Origin of the sequence: Sediminicola sp. YIK13, from assembly GCF_001430825.1 — a bacterium.
GTDB lineage: Bacteria > Bacteroidota > Bacteroidia > Flavobacteriales > Flavobacteriaceae > Sediminicola.
The window spans coordinates 2957423-2976261 of record NZ_CP010535.1; the positions used below are offsets into that span (position 1 = coordinate 2957423).

Here is an 18839-nt window from a genome sequence, read left to right on the forward strand (position 1 = left end):
ATGGCATTAAAAAAAATAAATCCCACAAGTGCGACAGCATGGAATGCGTTGGGAGATCATCATAAGGAAATTGAAAACACACAATTAAAAGATCTATTTGCTTCCGACAAGGACAGGGCAAAAAAATTCACCTTGCAGAGCCAAGGTTTTTTTGTGGATTATTCTAAAAATAATATTACTTCAGAAACTAAGGGTCTCTTGATAGAACTAGCGAAAGAAGTAGGTCTGAAAGATGCCATCAACAAATATTTTGATGGCGATATCATCAATGAAACGGAAGGCAGGGCTGTACTCCATACGGCACTAAGGGCTAAAAAGGGGGATGACATCAAGGTAGACGGTGAAAATGTGATGCCAGAGGTCTACGCTGTTAAAGCAAAGATCAAAACATTTACAGAAGCCATTATTTCTGGCCATAAAAAGGGATATACAGGTAAAGCCTTTACCGATGTGGTGAACATTGGTATCGGAGGCTCAGATTTGGGACCGGCCATGGTTACCGAAGCATTAAAATTCTACGGGAACCATTTAAAGATGCATTTTGTCAGCAATGTAGATGGGGACCACGTATATGAAACCTTAAAAGGACTGGATCCTGAAACTACTTTATTTGTGGTGGTATCCAAAACCTTTACCACCCAAGAGACATTGAGCAATGCCACAACCATTAAAAAATGGTTCTTAAAACACGCGTCCCAAAAGGATATTGCCAAACATTTTGCCGCAGTATCCACCAATACAGCTAAAATAGAGGAATTCGGTATTCTTGATGAAAATGTGTTCCCAATGTGGGATTGGGTAGGTGGTAGATTTTCACTTTGGAGTGCAGTTGGGTTGTCCATCGCATTGGCTGTGGGATATGAAAATTTTGATGCGCTGTTGACGGGAGCCAACGATATGGATGAGCATTTTAGAACAGCGGATTTTGAAGAGAATATTCCGGTAGTTTTGGCCTTATTGAGCGTGTGGTATAATAATTTTTATGGTGCCGAGACCGAAGCCATAATTCCCTACTCTCAGTATTTGAGTCGTTTTTCTGCCTACCTACAGCAGGGGATCATGGAGAGCAATGGCAAAAGTGTAGACAGAAATGGAAAACGGGTTTCCTATGAAACGGGAACCATTATTTGGGGTGAGCCAGGAACTAATTCACAGCACGCTTTCTTCCAATTGATCCATCAGGGGACTAAATTGATCCCGGCAGATTTCATTGGGTTTAAGGACTCTTTACATGGTGATACCGACCATCACAATAAATTGATGGCCAATTTCTTCGCCCAAACAGAGGCGTTGATGAATGGTAAGACCAAAGAAGAGGTGCGTGGGGAATTGGAAGGAAAGAGTATGTCCAAGTCAGAATTGGAAACTTTGTTGCCATTTAAGGTTTTTGAAGGAAACAAGCCTACCACTACTATTTTGATCGATAAGCTGACCCCAAAAAGTTTGGGAGCCTTGATCGCTCTCTATGAACACAAAATATTTGTGCAGGGGGTGGTGTGGAATATATACAGTTATGATCAATGGGGTGTAGAATTGGGTAAACAGCTAGCTACTGCAATCCTAAAGGATATCGAAAATTCAGAAATTGCCAATCATGACGCGTCCACAATGCAGCTTCTTCATTATTTTAAGAGCTGAACCTATTAACTCTTAATTCTTAATAACTAAAGAATAAGTTTTTGTTTTGGAAATGCTGTAATGTAAATATTATGTTAAATTTGGCGCAAATAATTTAACATTAAGAAAATGCTCTCATGTGAAAAATTACTCACTTTTGCAGCATTATTTACAAACTTAACAACATTTGAAAGAATGAAAAAAATGTACTTCGTACTTGCCGCATTTTTAGTTACGGCAATCTCATTTGCACAGGGAGTTACCACTTCCTCGATTGGAGGAAAGGTAACAGACAACACAGGGGAGCCATTGCCAGGCGCCAGTATAGTGGCGGTACACACGCCTTCTGGGACTGTTTATGGGGCAGCTACCGATTTTGACGGTTTTTACCGTATTTCCAACATGAGAGTTGGTGGGCCATATAAAATCACTATTTCCTATATAGGATTTAATGAGTTTGTAGAAAACGGTGTAAACCTAAATTTAGGTCAGACTTCAAGATTTAGCCCTACTTTGGCCGAGTCTTCAACTGCTTTGGAAGAAGTGGTTATCACAGCTACGGCTTTAGGGATATTTAGCTCTAATAAGACTGGTACTGAAACCAACGTATCAAGCAGAGAAATTGCAACAATACCATCGGCATCAAGGTCTATTGCCGATTTTGTTAGAATTACACCTCAAGCGCAAATCTCTGAAGGGAATGATGGATTTTCTATTTCTTTGGCTGGCCAGAATAATCGCTATAATGCCATTTATATCGATGGAGCAGTTAACAACGACGTCTTTGGTCTTGCTGGTTCTGGTACCAATGGAGGTCAAACTGGGGTTAATCCATTTTCAGTTGATGCTATAGAAACATTTCAAATAAACATTGCACCTTTTGATGTTAGGCAGTCAGGATTTTCTGGAGGCTCTATCAATGCAATTACTCGTTCAGGTTCTAATGATTTTGAAGGTTCTGCATATGGTTTTGTACGGAATCAGAGTCTTGTTGGAAAAACACCTCCATCTTTGGTAGGTGATGGTGAGGATAGAGAAAAAGTGGCAGATTTTAGTGCGCTAACTTATGGTGTTCGTATAGGGGGACCATTGGTAAAGGATAAATTGTTCTTTTTCTTGAACTATGAAAGACAGGATGATGAAACGCCACAGCCATTTAATTTCAGTAATTATAGTGGACGTTCATCAAGATCCGAAATAGATGGACTAAGTAACTTTTTGCAATCTACCTACGGTTATAATCCTGGAATATTTGATAATAACACAAGAACATTAGTTAGTGATAAGTTAACAGCTAAGGTAGATTGGAACATTAATGATAGCAATACCTTATCCTTAAGGCATAGTTATGTCAAAGGAGATAACTTGGAGGCTAGAAATTCTGGAAATAGAAGTATAGGATTCATTAATGGTTCAGAATCTTTCTTGACAACGACCAATTCTTCAGCGTTAGAATTAAATACTAGATTTGGAAATAAATTTGCAAATAGTTTGATATTGACTTACACTGCTGTACGAGATGATAGAGATCCATTAGGTGATCCATTTCCAACTGTTGATATTCAAGATGGTGGAGGTTTCATATCCTTTGGATCTGAACCATTTTCAACTGCCAACCTTTTAAATACGGATGTAACCACAATTACTAATAACTTTGAAATCTATTCAGGTAGGCACACTGTAACTCTTGGGACTAACCTAGAATTTGCAACTATTAAAAACTTATTTTTTGCTTTTAATTATGGTGATTATACGTTTGAAGATCAGTTTGATGATGCAGGTAACCTTACATCTTCTGGTTTAAACCAGTTTCTTACCAATCAGCCTGCTGACGTATATCAACATGGATATTCTCTACTAGGGAATGGAACTGTTGGAGATGAATCTTCAGGTTCGGCCGATTTTAAAACTTTTCAAGCTGGTTTTTACATCCAAGATGATATTCAGGTAACTGATAATTTTAAAGCTACATTGGGAGCGCGTATCGATATTCCTTATTGGGAAGATGGAAATGTAAATCAAGATTTCAACACCCGCACAGTAGCTTTATTGGAAGCCAATGGGAAAGATTTACAAGGTGCACGTGTTGGTCAAGGAATTGATGCCACTCCTTTGTTTGCACCACGTGTAGGTTTTAACTGGGATGTAAATGGAGATCGTACTACTCAAATACGAGGTGGTATTGGAGTTTTTACTTCTAGATTGCCATTGGTATGGCCAGGGGGAACTTATAATAATAATGGTTCTGTTGGAGGATTTGTTTTTAGAACTGGTGTGCCATTTGAAGCTGATGTTAATAATCAATTGGAAGATCCAATACCAGGAAGTGGTGGAGTTGGTGGTAATATCGATTTAATATCGAAGGACTTTAAATTACCCCAAGTAGTGAAGTATAATATTGCTGTAGATCAAAAATTACCATTCTGGAATTTAATAGCTTCAGCTGACTTTTTATATACAGATGTAATAACAGATATCTATTACCAAAACTTAAACTTAAAGGGGCCTGCAGGTAATTATGAAGGTGCTGATAATAGGCCATTTTATGATAGAAGGGATGAGATAGATGATACGTATAATGGTATTTATTTAGCATCCAATACAGGTGGGGGAGACGCAACTAACGTGTCTTTTACCTTGAGAAAACCGTTTCAAAACGGATTTAGTGGGCAGGCTTCTTATGCATATGGAGTATCCAATAAGATATTTGATGGAACTTCTTCACAGAACAGTTCACAGTGGAGAAATATACAATCTGTAAATGGTAAAAACTCCACGCTTCCTGTAACTAGATCAGATTTCTCTATGGGGAATAGAATAACTGCGAATGTTTCTTATGAATTGACATGGAATGATAATGTTAAAACTACATTTGGTTTGTTCTATGAAGGTTCGCAAGGAGCACCTTACAGCTTTACATATAATGAAGGGCGTGATTTGTTGAATGATGATTCAAGGGACAATGCGTTAATTTATATTCCTGCTAACGCATCTGAAATTAGTTTTTCTGGAGATGCTGCTGAGCAAGCTGCTCAATGGCAACGTTTAGATACGTTTATATCAAGTGTAGATTACTTGAACGAAAACAGAGGCAAGTATGCTGAAAGAAATTCAGTTCAAGGACCATGGAGCCATATAGTGGATTTAAAAGTTCTTCAAGACTTTTCTTTGAACGTAGGATCTAAAAAACATACATTCCAGATCTCTGCCGATATTTTCAACTTTACTAATTTAATGAATAAAGATTGGGGTATAAAGAGATTTACAAGGTCTAACGTAAGTCCGTTGACTACTGTTTCAACAGGTTCAACGCCTACCTTTAGCGTTAACAACGCCATTGTTAACCCTGATGGTTCACCAAATATTGATCAATTGGATGATTTTGGGCTGCAATCTTCGAGATGGCAAGCACAGATAGGATTAAGATATATCTTTAACTAATTCCAAATTCAAGTAAAATTAAAAACCCACTTTTCAGTGGGTTTTTTAATGCCCAAAAATTAGTACTTTAGGGCTCTTAAAATTTATCTCATGTACGAAATTATACAAAGTTTACATTCTTATTTAGGCTATATCGTTTTGATCATATTGATCCTTGCGGTGGTAAATGCCATTTCTGGACTTTTTAGCAATAGAATATTCAACTTGGAAAAGGACTTTCGAATTAGCCTTTTTGCACTAATTCTTACGCATATTCAACTATTGGTGGGGCTAATCCTTTACTTTGTGTCTGCAAACGGCTTAAAGGCTATTCAAACTGTTGGTATGGGGGGCTTAAACTCTGCAGCTCGTTTGTTGGCGGTAGAACACCCATTTATAAATATTATTGCCGTAGTGCTCATTACCATAGGTTGGTCCAAACATAAAAAGGTCATGGAGGCCAAGAAAAAATTCAAGACGATCTCCATCTTTTACGGATTGGGATTAGTGCTTATTCTAAGCAGGATTCCGTGGGGACAGTGGTTTTAGGCCAAGTCTATAATTAATGGGCCTTTCCCTTGACAACCGGACTATTTTGCTTTTTTAATTAGATAAACAAATACCGGAAAGTGGTCGCTATACCCAGCGGTGTAATTTCCTCCTGAATATGTCCGAAATGGATATCCCTTATAGGGTCCGGTTTGGGTACTGATATAGGACGGTTTAAAAATATCCGTTTTCCAGTATTGGTAGCTATTTGCATTGCTATTCAAGAAGTTTGTGGTGAATAGAATTTGATCAAAGAGATTCCATCGGTCTCTATATGCCAGTGATCCGAGTCCTTTTTTGTGTAATTTTTGCATGGGATTGTGCATCCATTCCATTGTATTGGGAGAAGACCATGAACCACCTACACTTAAAGTTGTTTTTAAACTGGTGTCGGTTGGGTCATCATTAAAATCACCCATACTTAAGATCTTTGCGGTATGATCTGTTTTTAGGATAGAATCAATGATACGCCTATTGAGTTTGGCAGCGGCTATTCTATTTGGTTTGCTCCTAGCCTCCCCACCGCTGCGGGAAGGCCAATGATTAACTATCAAATAAATTTTTTCCGAATCCAAAAAACCCTGAACCACCAACTGATCCCTGGTATAATCCCGTTCCCCCTCGTCATTAAAGAGCAATAGTCGCCTACTACTTGTATGGGCAGGTATAAAAGCACTTTGCTTATAGAGTAATGCTACATCAATGCCACGTTCATCTGGTGATTCGTAGTGTATGATTCCATACCCCTTTTCGTTTAAGTTAGGGTGTGCAATGAGGTCTTCGAGTACCTGTCTATTTTCAATTTCACAGAGACCAATAATATCTGGTGAAGTATTGGAGATATCAGCGCCAATTTCTGATAGGACTCTGGAAATATTTTCAATTTTCTGTTGGTATCTGTCGTTCGTCCAATGATCTTTTCCATTTGGGGTGCGATCATCGTCAAAGGTGTTGGGATCATTAATGGTATCGAAAAGATTTTCAACATTGTAAAAGGCAATAGTTCTTATATTATAATGGGCCTCTGCTTGCGGGTACAAAAAGCAAGGGGCACATAAAAAAAGTAAGGATATATATTTGAAAAGCATGTAAAGTCGATTATAAGCTCAAAATAATCAAAAAATTAAGAACAATATTGAATAATTATCGTATATTTTCTATCGTAAATTACGAATTAGATTTTTATCAATAGTATTACATGCATTCTTTTTGGTCTTTATTATTCTTTTTTGTCATCTCCTTCAATGCTTTTTCACAGAAAAATTTTGATGTTAAGGGTCGTGTTCTTGAGGGAAGCACTAAAAAACCAATTGGAGGTGCAAAGATTTTATTGGAAGGGTGGGAGGACTTTGTATTCTCCGATGAACAAGGCAATTTTCAGGCGTTTTCCAGTTCAAGGGATTTTGTTTTGGTGATTTTAAAGGCTGATTACACGACAAAAAAATATCCAATAAAACTTGAAGGGGAGTCTCTAGATCTTGGTGACATTTTTCTGGAAAGGGATATTACTTTAGAAAAAACCGATAATCTAATAGCGCTTACCGAGGCAGATTTGGCCGACGATGAAAGCAGTTTTGGGAACATGGGTATCTTACAGGCTACAAGGGATGTTTTTTTAAATAGGGCCGCCTTTGATTTTGGCCAGGCTTTTTTTAGGGTTAGAGGTTACGATGCCGAAAATGGACTAGTACTCATCAATGGTCTGCCTATGAACAAGATATTTAATGGCAGACCACAATGGAACAACTGGGGAGGTTTGAATGATGTGGTGCGTAACCAAGAATTTTCCAACGGTTTGGATCCATCAGACCACAGCTTTGGGAGGCTTTTGGGCCTTACCAACATAGATACAAGACCTTCTTTAATGCGTCCAGGAACAAGACTCTCTTCTTCTGCTTCCAATAGGACCTATACAGATAGATTTATGGCAACCTATAATTCAGGGAATAATGGGAACCAATTGTTCTATAGTATCTCTGCATCACGCAGAAGCGCAAAGCAGGGCTATATTAATGGGACATTGTACGATGCTTATTCGGTTTTTGGCGCTCTGGAATATCAAATCAATTCAAAAAACAGCCTTCTTCTTACCTCTATTTTCGCAAGTAATAGGCGTGGCCGGTCTTCGGCTGTGACCGAAGAGGTGTTTCAATTGGCGGGAAGAAAATACAATCCTTATTGGGGTCTGCAAGACGGTCAAATTAGGAATTCACGAGAGCGAAGAATCAATGAGCCCATTTTCATGTTCAATCACATGTTAAAGGCAAAAAATATTCGGATTAGTTCTGGAGCGGCCTATCAGTTTGGGACAACTGCGAGAAGCAGGCTTGGCTATTACAATGCACCAAATCCAGATCCTACCTACTATAGGTATTTGCCAAGTTATTATATCAATAGCCCTATTGGAGCCAATTTCGAAAGTGCTAGGATTGCTAAGGAAGCTTTTTTAGAGGCTCCACAATTGCCATGGAATACCCTGTACCAGTCCAATATTAATGCTATTCCGGTTGGCATGGCCTCCTATCTTTTATATGATGACATGACAAGGGATAAACAAATTACTTTGAATACGGTGGCGAACATTAAAATAGGTGAACATGTTAAATTGGATGTAGGAACAACCTACAAAAAGCTGGATTCCAACAATTATGCAGAAATCAACGATCTTTTAGGTGCAGAGTATCACGAGGACAAAGATGCTTTTTCAGATACCCGAAATGATGTAAACGGGGATCTTTTAAAGTATAAAGGGGATACATTCAACTATAGTTATACGTTGGAGGCTTCGGATTGGAATGCTTTTATCCAAGGGAGATACAATTACAAATCATGGGACAGTTTTTTATCCTTGCAGTACGGCAAAACAGAATACCAAAGGGAAGGATTATTTCGTAATGAGCGATTTCTTGGATCTATCGGACAAAGTGAAAAAGTATTTTTTACCCCTATGGGGGTAAAAGGGGGACTAACCTATAAGGTCAATGGAAGGCATTGGATGAGTGTGAACGGCGTCTATTTAAAAAAAGCGCCGACCCTTCAAAATTCCTTTGTTAATCCACGAGAAAGCAACCAGGTAGTTCCAAATCTACAGCACGAAACCAATTCCTCGGTGGACTTCAATTATTTTATCCGCCTCCCCAAAGTAATGGGACGCCTAACAGGATTCTATTCCCGATTTCAGAACACGACCGACATAAATTTTTTCTTTGTGGATGCTGGTGTTGGTTCCGATTTTGTTCAGGAAGTGGTTACCGATTTGGACAAATTGCACATGGGGGTAGAGTTTGGTCTGGAATACCAAATATCCCCTTCTGTAAAGCTCTCCGCAGTAACCGCTATTGGAAAGTACCTGTATGCAAGCGACCCATTTGTGAGTATTAATTTTGATACGGCCGGGGCAGAGGAGGATGTGCTGGATGAACGGGGATTTATAGATCTTGGAATTGCTGAGATAAAGGACTATAAACTGGCACAAGGACCTCAAAAAGCATATGCCTTCGGTATTGAATATAGGGATCCAAAGTATTGGTGGGTTGGAATGACCGCGAATTACCTGGCCAACAACTATAGCAATATTTCTACTATTACCAGGACCCAAAGTTTTTATTTGGATCCAGAAACAGGGAGTCCATTTCCAGAAGCCACCGAAGAAAATGTAATGAAATTATTACGGCAAGATCCCTTGGATAATTTTTATTTATTGAACCTGGTGGGCGGTAAGTCGTGGTTGGTCAATTCAAAATATATCAGTGTTTTTGGGAGTGTCAACAATGTGTTCGACACGGTTTTTAGGACAGGGGGTTATGAACAGAGTAGAAATGGTAATTATGGACAGTTGGCCAGGGACAACGCCAGTGGCAACCCTTCATTTGCCCCAAAATATTGGTATGGATATGGGCGTACTTATTTTCTAAATCTGGCTTTTAGTTTTTAAATCTGTTACATGGATAACATGAAATTACACATAAGGCATCTTTCAATTCTAATTATACCACTAGCACTATTGGCATCAAGTTGTGTTGCAGATAGGTCCTTTGATGTCCCTAAAATTGAGTGTGGAGAAGGGTTGGTTGCCAACATCAGTTTTGCAGAACTTAAGGGGATGTATGTTGATGGTGTATTTCAAATTCAAGAGGAATTGGTCTTGGAAGGATATATCAACTCCTCGGATCTTTCAGGAAACTTCTTTGGAACATTGCATTTACAAGACAAGGCACAAAGTCCCGAACATGGGCTTCAAATAGAGTTGGATGCAAGGGACTACCATCTTTTATATCCTGTTGGCAGCAAGGTGTACATTAAATTAAAAGGTCTTTATTTGGGCGTTGGCAAAGAAAGCTATAAGCTGGGAGCCGTTTTCAGCTCTTTTGGGAACTTATCTGTAGGAAGATTGCCCGTTGCAGCTGTTAAGAAGCACGTTATTAATTCTTGCGATGCAACCTTTGACCTGCAAGCTATTGAGACAGGGCTGGATAACTTGGTTGAAATCCCCTTGAATACCTTGGTTGAATTTGATCGGGTGGAATTTGAAGAAGGAGAATTGGGCAACACCTATGCTGAATATCAAAAAGAGACGGTGAGGATCCTTAAAGATTGTGATGGTGCAAACATTGGACTATTAAATAGTGGGTATTCAGATTTTCAATCAGAACTGTTGCCGGAAGGGAACGGCAGGATTAAAGGGATTTTGTTGAAATCAAAAAATGCATTTCAATTGGTCATTAATAATTTGGAAGATGTTAATTTTTCTAATGAGCGGTGTAAAATAATACCCACGGAATTTACGTCTGAGAACGTTTTTATATCAGAACTAGCAGACCCCAATAATAATACTGGGGCTAGGTTTGTTGAGCTATTTAATTCGGCTGCCCAACCTATGGACCTTAATGGCTGGACACTTATGCGATATACAAATGCCAATACCGAGGTGAGTTCATCTTTGGATTTGTCAGGTCACCAAATTGGGGCCAACAAGACCTTGGTGATTTCTCCCAATAAGGAAGAATTTGAGCTGATATACGGATTTGCTCCAGACATTGGGGTTGCTACCAATAGTCCAGCCGACTCCAACGGGGATGATAATTTGGTTTTGGTAGATCCATTTGGAAAAATAATAGATGTTTTTGGGGTGCCTGGAGAGGATGGCTCGGGGACCAACCATGAATTTGAGGATGGTAGGGCAGAAAGGGTAAGTGGGGTCTCAAGAGGAAATCCAATATTTACCTTTGAGGAATGGTTGATTTACAATGATACCGGTGGGAACGGGACTATTAATCTGCCGCAAAATGCTCCTGAGGATTTTAGTCCAGGATGGCATCAGAACTAAAAAAACCTCCAACTAGAATATTTTAAGTCGGAGTTTTTTGAGTCTAAAATTATTCTATGGGAAAATTTTCGTTAGCCGTTACTTCTTGCATTTGTTTTGCATGACGTTCAGTATGACCGGACATGAATAGGAATATTTGATAGGCATCAATACTTACAAAAGACAACTGACCATAATGATTTCTACCTCCACTCTTTAAGAATTGAAGGCCTCCAAAGTTTCTTCAGGTGATACAATTTTTTACTGGGCTTAAAAATTAAAAGGCAAGTATACTAGAATTCATATTGTTGTAAATCCAAGCGGTTCAAGATTTTCTTAATTAACAACTAGTTTGGGTATGCGTGGGTCATCATGCAATTTATATGGATCTTTAATGGATGTCGCTCAATACTTTTTCCAAGTCCTCTATCCGTATGGGTTTTAGAATGTAATTGTTTACGAGCCCATACATTTGCACTTTTTGTATATCCATGGGGTCTATGGAAGAGCTAATGACATATATGGTAACGTGCTTCCTATTGTTATTTGGAATTTTTATAAAATCCTCCAAAAACTCCCATCCATCCATAATGGGCATATTAATATCAAGGAATATAACATTGGGAAGCTTTTTATTCTGTTCTGCCAGGAGTTTTAAACCATCAATAGCTTCTTGACCGTTATTGAACACAAGAATTTCATCGCAAAAATCAATTTTTTTCATGATTTTTTTGGTGCCATAAATAAATATGTCGTCGTCATCTATGATACAACTACTTTTCAATTTCCCCATTATATTACGCTTTTACCAATTTTTTATTTTTCTGGGCAATCATTAAGGTAACCTTAAAAGTAGTTCCTTCGCCCACTTGACTCTCCACGCTTATTTTTCCATTCATGGCCTCTACTTGGTTTTTTGTGATAAAAAGACCAATTCCTTTTGCCTCCTTGTGCTTGTGGAATGTTTTGTACATCCCAAAAATTTTCTTGCCGTGTTTTTTTAAATCTATTCCAAGGCCATTGTCTTGAAAAATGAGGGTGTAATTACTTCCCTTCAGATCAGAGGAAATGGTAATTTTTGGCAATCTGTCTGGGGAACTATATCTAATGGCGTTTGTGAACAAGTTCAACAGAACGCTGTCCAAATAGGCAGGGATGGCCCTGACCATAATATTGCTTGGAACATCTATAGCACAGACAACTTGATTTTCCAAGATTAGTGCGGAAAGTGTTTTTTTGACATTTTTAATCCTTTCAAGGAGGTTGATATCTCTTAGACCGTTAGCTCCTTGTGTTTTGGTCTTCACCACATCACTTAAATGCAAAATAGTTTCATTTAAGCTCCCGCCAGAATTTTCAAGCAGTTTGACTAATTCGTTTTTCTCCTGTTCATTTTCTTCTTGTTTTAAAAAGTCGATCAACATAGAGATATTTGAAGCGTGGGATCTAAGGTTATGGGATACAATATGGGCAAAATTCAGCAAACTGTTATTTTGATTTTTGGTGATGTCAAAAAGAAGTTTTGTTTCATTCTCCGCTTCAATTCTTGAAGTGATGTCCATTATCTGAGAAATGAAATGGGAAAGTTCACCGTTGATATTTTTTATTGCCGATACGGTGAGCACCGCATTAATGATACTTCCGTTTTTATGGAAATAGCGCTTTTCCATTTGGTACCCGTCCCTTTTCTTTTGAACTACTTCGTTTAACAAGTCTAAATCTTTCTCTAGGTCATGAGGATGTGTAATATCCTGAAAAGTCATTTGTAAAAACTCTTCTTTAGAATAGCCAAATCCCTTACAAAGGCTAGTGTTCACGTTTATCCATTTTCCGTCCACGGCTACAATAGCAATGCCCATGGCGGAATTTTCGAAGGCACCTTGAAATGATTCTTCACTACTTGTCAGCTTTAATTCAGTGTGCCGAAGCTCGGTATAGTCCCAATTTGTACCAACAATCCGGACAGGTTTCCCATCTTCATTTTTTAAAACTTTGCCAATGGCCCTTATATACCTAATACTACCATTGGGCCAAAGTATTCTAAACTCCGTATCATAGGATTTCTCTCCTGAAATGGCTTTTGCCAAACGTTGGTCCACATGGTCCCTATCGTCTGGGTGAATAATATTCTCGTAAGCGTCATAGGTTGAAGCAAAATCTTCCGCCTTTATTCCAAAAAGCTTATACATATTGCTGTCCCAAACAGCAGTATCAGAAGCTATTTCGTAATCCCAAATACCTATTTCAGCGGCATCCATGGCAATTTCAAGTCGCTGAATGGTCTCTTGGTAGCGCAATTCTTCCTTCTTCTTTTGTGTTATGTCCTGTATAGTTCCAAAAATCCGAGTACATTTCCCATCGATTATTTCGCCATTTCCTTTTTTCTTAACCCATTTTTCCTTTCCATTTGCAGTAGTTATCAGAAAATCTTCGCTCCAAGATATTCCCTCGGTCAGGGTGTTCATGATAACTGAGGTTATTCTGTCTCTATTGAATCCTTCTTTATAAAATAATAATGTACTTTCTAAAGTAGGCTCATAATCCAGGGGCACTTCCATGATGGCTTTTGTAATCGCAGTCCAATAAATATCACTGGAATCAATTATTATTTCCCAACCTCCAATAGGAGTAGTATCCAAGTTGTTTTCTAGTTTTACTTTCCTGGGTGATGCCAACGCTATTTCCTCCACACTAATAATTAGGCCCCCATTATTTCCCTGATGGTCCTTCCAGGGATTGGTTTTCCAAAGGAGTTTTTTGAGTTGGTTATTGCTGTTCAAATATTGATGGCCCAAATTGGTGCTTATATCACCTAGTAGGCTAAGATCAAATGTGTCCAATATATTCTTTGGAACGAACGGAAAGACATCTAAAAAGTTTTTGCCGATTATGTCATTTTCTTCCAGGTCATATTCGTTTCGCAAAACTTTTGAACAGCGGATAAATCGCAAATCGTTATCCAGTATAGCTGTCGCATTGGGGGAAAATTCGATCAGTGATTTTATAATTTCCGTTTTCAAACCTTAGAAGTGTTAAACTATTAAAAACTAATTAGTTAGATAAAAATAGCACTAAAATTTCGAATTTAGGATAAAACCAGCAACTTTAAGAGAATAAAATCTATTTTGTAAAACTATAGGATAATTCTATAATTTGATAATTTATTAATATAGTTTGTCTATTACAAGAGGAACCTAATAATGTAATTTTTGACTTGTAAATATTGTGCGACTATACGATTAGAAAGATTTAAGCTACCTTATTCCCTTTAATGGGCATAGGCGTTTTTAATTATATAACAATGAAAGAAACAACAGAAAAGTTTTATTCCGCCATACGAAATGGTGACCTCCATTTAATTGAGGAATTGATATCCAAAGATGCCTCTTTAATAAACGTCAAGGACCAACGAGGTTCTACTCCGTTAATTTTGGCAACCTATTATGAACATAGTGCTGTTGCCAATTTGTTGTTAGATCGTGGTGCAGATATAAATGAAAAGGACAGTTCGGGAAATACGGCCTTGATGGGTGTTTGTTTTAAGGGGTTTACAGCAATAGCCAAAAATCTTATCGATAAAGGGGCCAATGTGAATACGACCAACGCCATGGGGGCAACTGCTTTAATCTATGCCGCAACTTTCAACAGGACAGAGATTGCCAAAATGCTCATTACAAAAGGTGCAGATATTTCCGTTAAGGATGCAAGGGGGCAAACTGCTTATGATCATGCAAAAATGCAGAACAATGAGCTTTTAATGGATTTGCTGACATTGAGAAGATAGCTGGTTTTTCCAATCTTTTGGCATCAATGCCCAGTAATAATTGGACCGCCCAAAATATTAATATTAATTTTGATCTAGAATTTCCTGGATATGGCCAAAGAATTAAATGTAGCATTAATACAGACCACTTTGTTTTGGGAGAACCCCCAAGCCAATAGGGAAGCCTTTTATGAAAAGATAAAGGGTATTTCCAAGGCGGTAGATCTTATCATCTTACCCGAGATGTTCCATTCTGGATTTACGATGAGCCCCAATCACATGGATAATTCAGAAGGTCAAAAGACCTTGGATTGGATGTTGCAAATCTCCAGGCAAGAACAGAAAGCGCTAACAGGAAGCATTCCTTTTTATGAGCATGGAGACTATTTTAACCGACTCTTTTTTGTAGAGCCCAATGGAAAATATCATCAATATGACAAGCGACATACCTTTACCCTGGCAGGAGAATCCAAAGTTTATAAGGGAGGAAAAGAAAGGCTGGTCCTGGAATATAAAGGATTTAAGATTTGTCCCCTAATCTGTTATGACCTTCGCTTTCCCGTTTGGGCCAGGAATACGGTAGATTATGATGTATTGCTCTTTGTTGCCAATTGGCCCAAGACACGTGTTTTTGCATGGGATACGCTTTTAGCGGCTCGGGCCATTGAAAATATGGCATATTGCATTGGTGTAAATAGAATTGGCAGTGATGATGGTGGCTATGAATATTCTGGCCATTCTGCGGTATATGATTCACTTGGTAAAACTTTGGTGTTTTCAGAAGAAGACACCATTCTATACGCTACCTTACAAAAACCACATCTTGACGAAACAAGGGGAAAACTGAAATTTTTACAGGATAGGGATCGTTTTAGTCTAGAAGATTAAAGGATTCTATTAGTTCCCAATTTGCCCTAACTTCGATTACGGTTGGATAATAGATGACTTTTTCCGGACTAATTTTCTGAAGGAAACTTCCTGTATCCCATTTTCCGTTAGTGTTAGAGTCATAGATAATACGAATCATATACTTGGCAGGCTTCAGGTGATTGAATTGAAAGGCTTTTGGCTCGGTGGCATAGATTTCCCTTTTTGTCTTACCTGTTTCATCTGTTAACTGTATAATCAGGGGATAGGTTGGGTTTCCAACGAGATTTAATCCAAGATTGCCATAATCGGCATAGCTATTGGTTGAAAATGTATACGCTAATGTGTCATTTTCAGTTCCAAAAAAATCGCTGATTGCACCGGGTAACAGATCCATGGTATATCTTTCATTGGGTTCCAGAGCAAAATCAACAGTTACCCTATTTAGGACGCTATCTAATTTTGAACTGAATTTAACGGGAATAGAATCTTTGCTCAGCAGGGCAATTTTCGAAGAATCAATTTGAACTATCGGTATATTGGCACTAATATAGAAGGGTTCTTCAAAGGCCAAATTTCTATTTTGGTTAGGAGTTAAGACCAAGGAATCTGCGACAAGTTTGCGACTTTTTACCGTAAAAGTATCCTTTGTATTCCACTTTTCATTGGTCACCTGAAAGACAATGGAATCGGTTTCAAAAGGCGTAAACCAATAATTTAAGGTATCCTTTCCTGTTTCTTTTAAAACCTTCGTTTTTATGGTGTCTGGCAGTTTTGTCAAAGGCTCAATCACTATATGCTCGGCTATGCCTTGATAACCAAATATTATTTTGTTTTTGGCCGCATAACTTGGAACAGCAGCCTGATAATCGGGAATCTCTTTAAATAGGGTCAGGGCATAAATAGAATCGGTAGGTAATGATATGGTATCCGTCACAAATCCTATTTTGTCCACTTTTTGGTCGAAAAGGTTGTTTTTTCCTTCGTCCTTTACAGCAAATAGGGCATATTTTCCTTCTTTTAAATAATTCAATTTAAAGGTAGTGGCACTATCCAAGGTGTTGGTTATATAGTTTGGTGGTCTTTTGTAAATTGTGGAATCGGTATAACTGCTGTCCAGTTCATAGAGCATCACACTTACAAATTGGTCTACTTTTTTCTTGAAGGCATCCTGCACTGCACCAGAAAGGGATAGGGAGTCTATATAATTTCCTGTAGAAAAAACATAGGTCAGGAAGCTGTTGGGGTTGCCCTCGTTATTGTCCGTTATACTCTGCCCGAAATTTAGGGTATAGGTGGTGTTTTCCTTTAAGGTATCCTTAATTGTGATCTCAATAAATTTGCTCGCAGATCCCTGAGGGGTAATCAATGGGTTGTATTTTAAGGGAGGGGAAACAATGAGTTGTTTTTGAACATCCTTTAATTTTATATACTCATCAAAATAAAGCCTTATTTTCTTCGCTTTAAAGTTTATGGTCATATTCTCAGGTTCTGCCCTGAGCAATTTAGGAGGAGTAGTGTCTTTATCACCCCCCGATGGTGTTCCCCTTTTGGCACACTGTGCTAGGGCAAGTACCATTATCATAATAAAAAGGGAACAAAAAATCCGTTTAATCATAGCTTGGACCATAGAATACACGCAAAGAAACAACTAATTTGTAGCATTAAAAAATTATGGCACCACCGCCATGGTTGCAATATAAATTTTTACTCCTTCGGCTTCTTTTAGTGCAATGGAACAGGATTCCAGGGTAGCTCCCGTTGTAATCACATCATCAATGAGCAATACGTTTTTATCCTTTAAAAAAGAGTGGTCCAAAACCTTGTAAAGGTCCTGGTTATTTTGCCACCTGAAAAAACGGTTTTTTTTGGTCTGTGTTTTGGTATTTGCAGTTTTTATAAGGATGTGATCTACATAGGTGGCGTCCAAGTGTTCCGCCAACCTAAGTCCAAAAGTAGTCACTTGGTTATACCCCCTTTTTTTTAATTTCTTTTTGTGCAGGGGAACGGGAATAACGTAATCTATACGAAAAGTAGGATTTTCCTCGTTAATGTTATGACCGAACCAATCACCAAGAAAGTCGCCTATCTCTTGTTGGTTTTTGTATTTCAGATGGTGGATTACGTTTTTTACGATGCCATTTGGAGTAAAAAATAAGAGGGAATTTGCCTTTTCAATGGGTACAATTCCGTAAAAAATACGGTCAATTGGGTTTTCATCGATGAAATTGTACTCGGTGAGTGGTAGCTGATTCCGACAAAAGGTGCATAATAATCGTTCACCTTTACCCAAAGGTGTCATACATCCAAAACAGACCTGTGGGACTAGGATGTTGATGATATCATTCACTATATTTGAAAGCTTGGAATAGAACAAATCTTAATGAAACCTACTTTAATCGATGGATGTTCAAGATAATAAATTTAACTATAAAATAATCCTAGCCGCATTGGTCGCCGTTATTATCGGTGTGCTGATAGCGTTTTACTTTAGTTATGCCCAATCTCGAGGTCAGATCGATTTTTTAGAGCAGGAAAAAGGATTGTTGGTAAAAGACCTCACCTTGATGCGAACGGAGGTCGACCGCCTCTCTGCTTTAAACGAAGTGAACGAAATAGAACTACAAGATTCAAGATATAAAGTACAGCAATTGTTAGATTCTGTAGGGCGCCTAAATTTCTCTGTGGCCAAATTAAAGGAATACAAAAAGGAATTGCGTAAACTGGAAGCTAAACACGACAGTTTAAAGTTGAAGAACAATTTCTTGAAGTACAACAATATGTTACTTGCCGACAAGTACGATGATACCAGAAAGAAAATAGAAGAACTAAGGGGAAAGAGCAGTACGTTGGCGGAGCAAGAGGCATTGTTGAGAAAGAAGAACAAGGAGCTTAACCAACAGTTGAGAATCAAAAACTATTTAAAACTGACCAATGCCGAGGGCAGCGGTTTTAGGATGCGTGCCGGAAGTAAGCCTGTTAAAACAACCAAGGCCTCTACAATTGCAAAGTTAAGAGGATGCGTCACCATTGTTGGCAACCCTAATACCACCAAGGAAGAACGCATATTGTACTTTCAGTTCTTAGGACCAAATATGCAGATTATAGAGGATAACGCAAATACCATTTCAGTAAATGGTAATACCTATAGTAAAAGGGTGGAGCTTATTTTTATGGGAGAAGAATTTAGTGTCTGTGACTTTATTACCATTCCGGAAGGCTCTTTACAGGATGGCACTTATACCCTTAATGTTTTTGAGGATGAAAAATTACTATCCACCTCCGAATTTCAACTAAAATAAATTACTTCTTTTAAGG

At 38.3% G+C, this 18839-nt stretch carries 13 protein-coding genes; 8 read left to right on the forward strand and 5 right to left on the reverse strand.

What is annotated here, in order from left to right:
• From pgi to SB49_RS13195, 3 genes are all read left to right on the forward strand, one after another.
• Complete coding sequence (pgi, locus tag SB49_RS13185; protein ID WP_062057310.1) at positions 1-1638, forward strand: glucose-6-phosphate isomerase; 1638 nt, start codon at positions 1-3, stop codon at positions 1636-1638.
• 174 nt (positions 1639-1812) lie between these two features.
• Positions 1813-5058, forward strand: a complete 3246-nt coding sequence (locus tag SB49_RS13190) for a TonB-dependent receptor (protein ID WP_062057312.1) — start codon at positions 1813-1815, stop codon at positions 5056-5058.
• 90 nt (positions 5059-5148) lie between these two features.
• Entirely contained in the window at positions 5149-5586 is a 438-nt protein-coding gene (locus tag SB49_RS13195; protein WP_062057314.1) for a hypothetical protein, read from the forward strand.
• 41 nt (positions 5587-5627) lie between these two features.
• Here the strand turns inward: SB49_RS13195 and SB49_RS13200 are convergent, their stop codons facing one another.
• On the reverse strand, positions 5628-6674 hold the full coding sequence (locus tag SB49_RS13200) for an endonuclease/exonuclease/phosphatase family protein (RefSeq protein WP_062057315.1): 1047 nt from the start codon (positions 6672-6674) through the stop codon (positions 5628-5630).
• A gap of 110 nt (positions 6675-6784) precedes the next feature.
• Between SB49_RS13200 and SB49_RS13205 the strand changes: the two genes are divergently transcribed.
• A complete protein-coding gene (locus tag SB49_RS13205; protein ID WP_062057317.1) occupies positions 6785-9520 on the forward strand; it encodes a TonB-dependent receptor in 2736 nt (911 codons plus the stop codon).
• 18 nt (positions 9521-9538) lie between these two features.
• Positions 9539-10912 carry a DUF5689 domain-containing protein gene (locus SB49_RS13210; protein ID WP_062059221.1) on the forward strand — a complete coding sequence of 458 codons (1374 nt, stop codon included), beginning with the start codon at positions 9539-9541 and terminating at the stop codon, positions 10910-10912.
• Positions 10913-11282: 370 nt separating this feature from the next.
• Here the strand turns inward: SB49_RS13210 and SB49_RS13215 are convergent, their stop codons facing one another.
• Positions 11283-11684: a response regulator gene (locus SB49_RS13215; protein ID WP_062057319.1), complete on the reverse strand. Its 402-nt coding sequence runs from the start codon at positions 11682-11684 to the stop codon at positions 11283-11285.
• 4 nt (positions 11685-11688) lie between these two features.
• A complete protein-coding gene (locus SB49_RS13220; RefSeq protein ID WP_062057321.1) occupies positions 11689-13911 on the reverse strand; it encodes a PAS domain-containing protein in 2223 nt (740 codons plus the stop codon).
• A gap of 281 nt (positions 13912-14192) precedes the next feature.
• Here SB49_RS13220 and SB49_RS13225 point away from each other — a divergent pair, with 281 nt between their 5' ends.
• On the forward strand, positions 14193-14675 hold the full coding sequence (locus SB49_RS13225; RefSeq protein WP_062057323.1) for an ankyrin repeat domain-containing protein: 483 nt from the start codon (positions 14193-14195) through the stop codon (positions 14673-14675).
• 90 nt (positions 14676-14765) lie between these two features.
• Positions 14766-15542 (forward strand): nitrilase family protein, encoded by a 777-nt coding sequence (locus SB49_RS13230; protein ID WP_062057325.1) that lies wholly within the window; start codon positions 14766-14768, stop codon positions 15540-15542.
• Here the strand turns inward: SB49_RS13230 and SB49_RS13235 are convergent.
• Together SB49_RS13235 and SB49_RS13240 are read right to left on the reverse strand one after the other, a co-directional pair.
• The gene (locus SB49_RS13235; RefSeq protein ID WP_235537772.1) at positions 15526-17100 is read right to left on the reverse strand and encodes an Ig-like domain-containing protein; all 1575 of its coding nucleotides are present in this window, start codon (positions 17098-17100) and stop codon (positions 15526-15528) included. The two genes, SB49_RS13230 and SB49_RS13235, sit on opposite strands and share 17 nt — an antisense overlap.
• A 93-nt stretch (positions 17101-17193) precedes the next feature.
• The gene (locus SB49_RS13240; RefSeq protein ID WP_235537773.1) at positions 17194-17871 is read right to left on the reverse strand and encodes a ComF family protein; all 678 of its coding nucleotides are present in this window, start codon (positions 17869-17871) and stop codon (positions 17194-17196) included.
• Between the two features lie 52 nt (positions 17872-17923).
• Between SB49_RS13240 and SB49_RS13245 the strand changes: the two genes are divergently transcribed.
• The gene (locus SB49_RS13245; protein ID WP_062057329.1) at positions 17924-18823 is read left to right on the forward strand and encodes a hypothetical protein; all 900 of its coding nucleotides are present in this window, start codon (positions 17924-17926) and stop codon (positions 18821-18823) included.
• Positions 18824-18839: the final 16 nt, after the last annotated feature.

What these genes read in the sequence shown, in the direction of transcription:
- pgi (WP_062057310.1), top strand. Translation starts at nt 1, where the DNA reads ATGGCATTAAAAAAAATAAATCCCACAAGTGCGACAGCATGGAATGCG.
- SB49_RS13235 (WP_235537772.1), bottom strand. Translation starts at nt 17,100, where the DNA reads ATGGTACTTGCCCTAGCACAGTGTGCCAAAAGGGGAACACCATCGGGG.
- SB49_RS13200 (WP_062057315.1), bottom strand. Translation starts at nt 6,674, where the DNA reads ATGCTTTTCAAATATATATCCTTACTTTTTTTATGTGCCCCTTGCTTT.
- SB49_RS13230 (WP_062057325.1), top strand. Translation starts at nt 14,766, where the DNA reads ATGGCCAAAGAATTAAATGTAGCATTAATACAGACCACTTTGTTTTGG.
- SB49_RS13245 (WP_062057329.1), top strand. Translation starts at nt 17,924, where the DNA reads ATGGATGTTCAAGATAATAAATTTAACTATAAAATAATCCTAGCCGCA.
- SB49_RS13195 (WP_062057314.1), top strand. Translation starts at nt 5,149, where the DNA reads ATGTACGAAATTATACAAAGTTTACATTCTTATTTAGGCTATATCGTT.
- SB49_RS13205 (WP_062057317.1), top strand. Translation starts at nt 6,785, where the DNA reads ATGCATTCTTTTTGGTCTTTATTATTCTTTTTTGTCATCTCCTTCAAT.
- SB49_RS13190 (WP_062057312.1), top strand. Translation starts at nt 1,813, where the DNA reads ATGAAAAAAATGTACTTCGTACTTGCCGCATTTTTAGTTACGGCAATC.
- SB49_RS13225 (WP_062057323.1), top strand. Translation starts at nt 14,193, where the DNA reads ATGAAAGAAACAACAGAAAAGTTTTATTCCGCCATACGAAATGGTGAC.
- SB49_RS13215 (WP_062057319.1), bottom strand. Translation starts at nt 11,684, where the DNA reads ATGGGGAAATTGAAAAGTAGTTGTATCATAGATGACGACGACATATTT.
- SB49_RS13210 (WP_062059221.1), top strand. Translation starts at nt 9,539, where the DNA reads ATGAAATTACACATAAGGCATCTTTCAATTCTAATTATACCACTAGCA.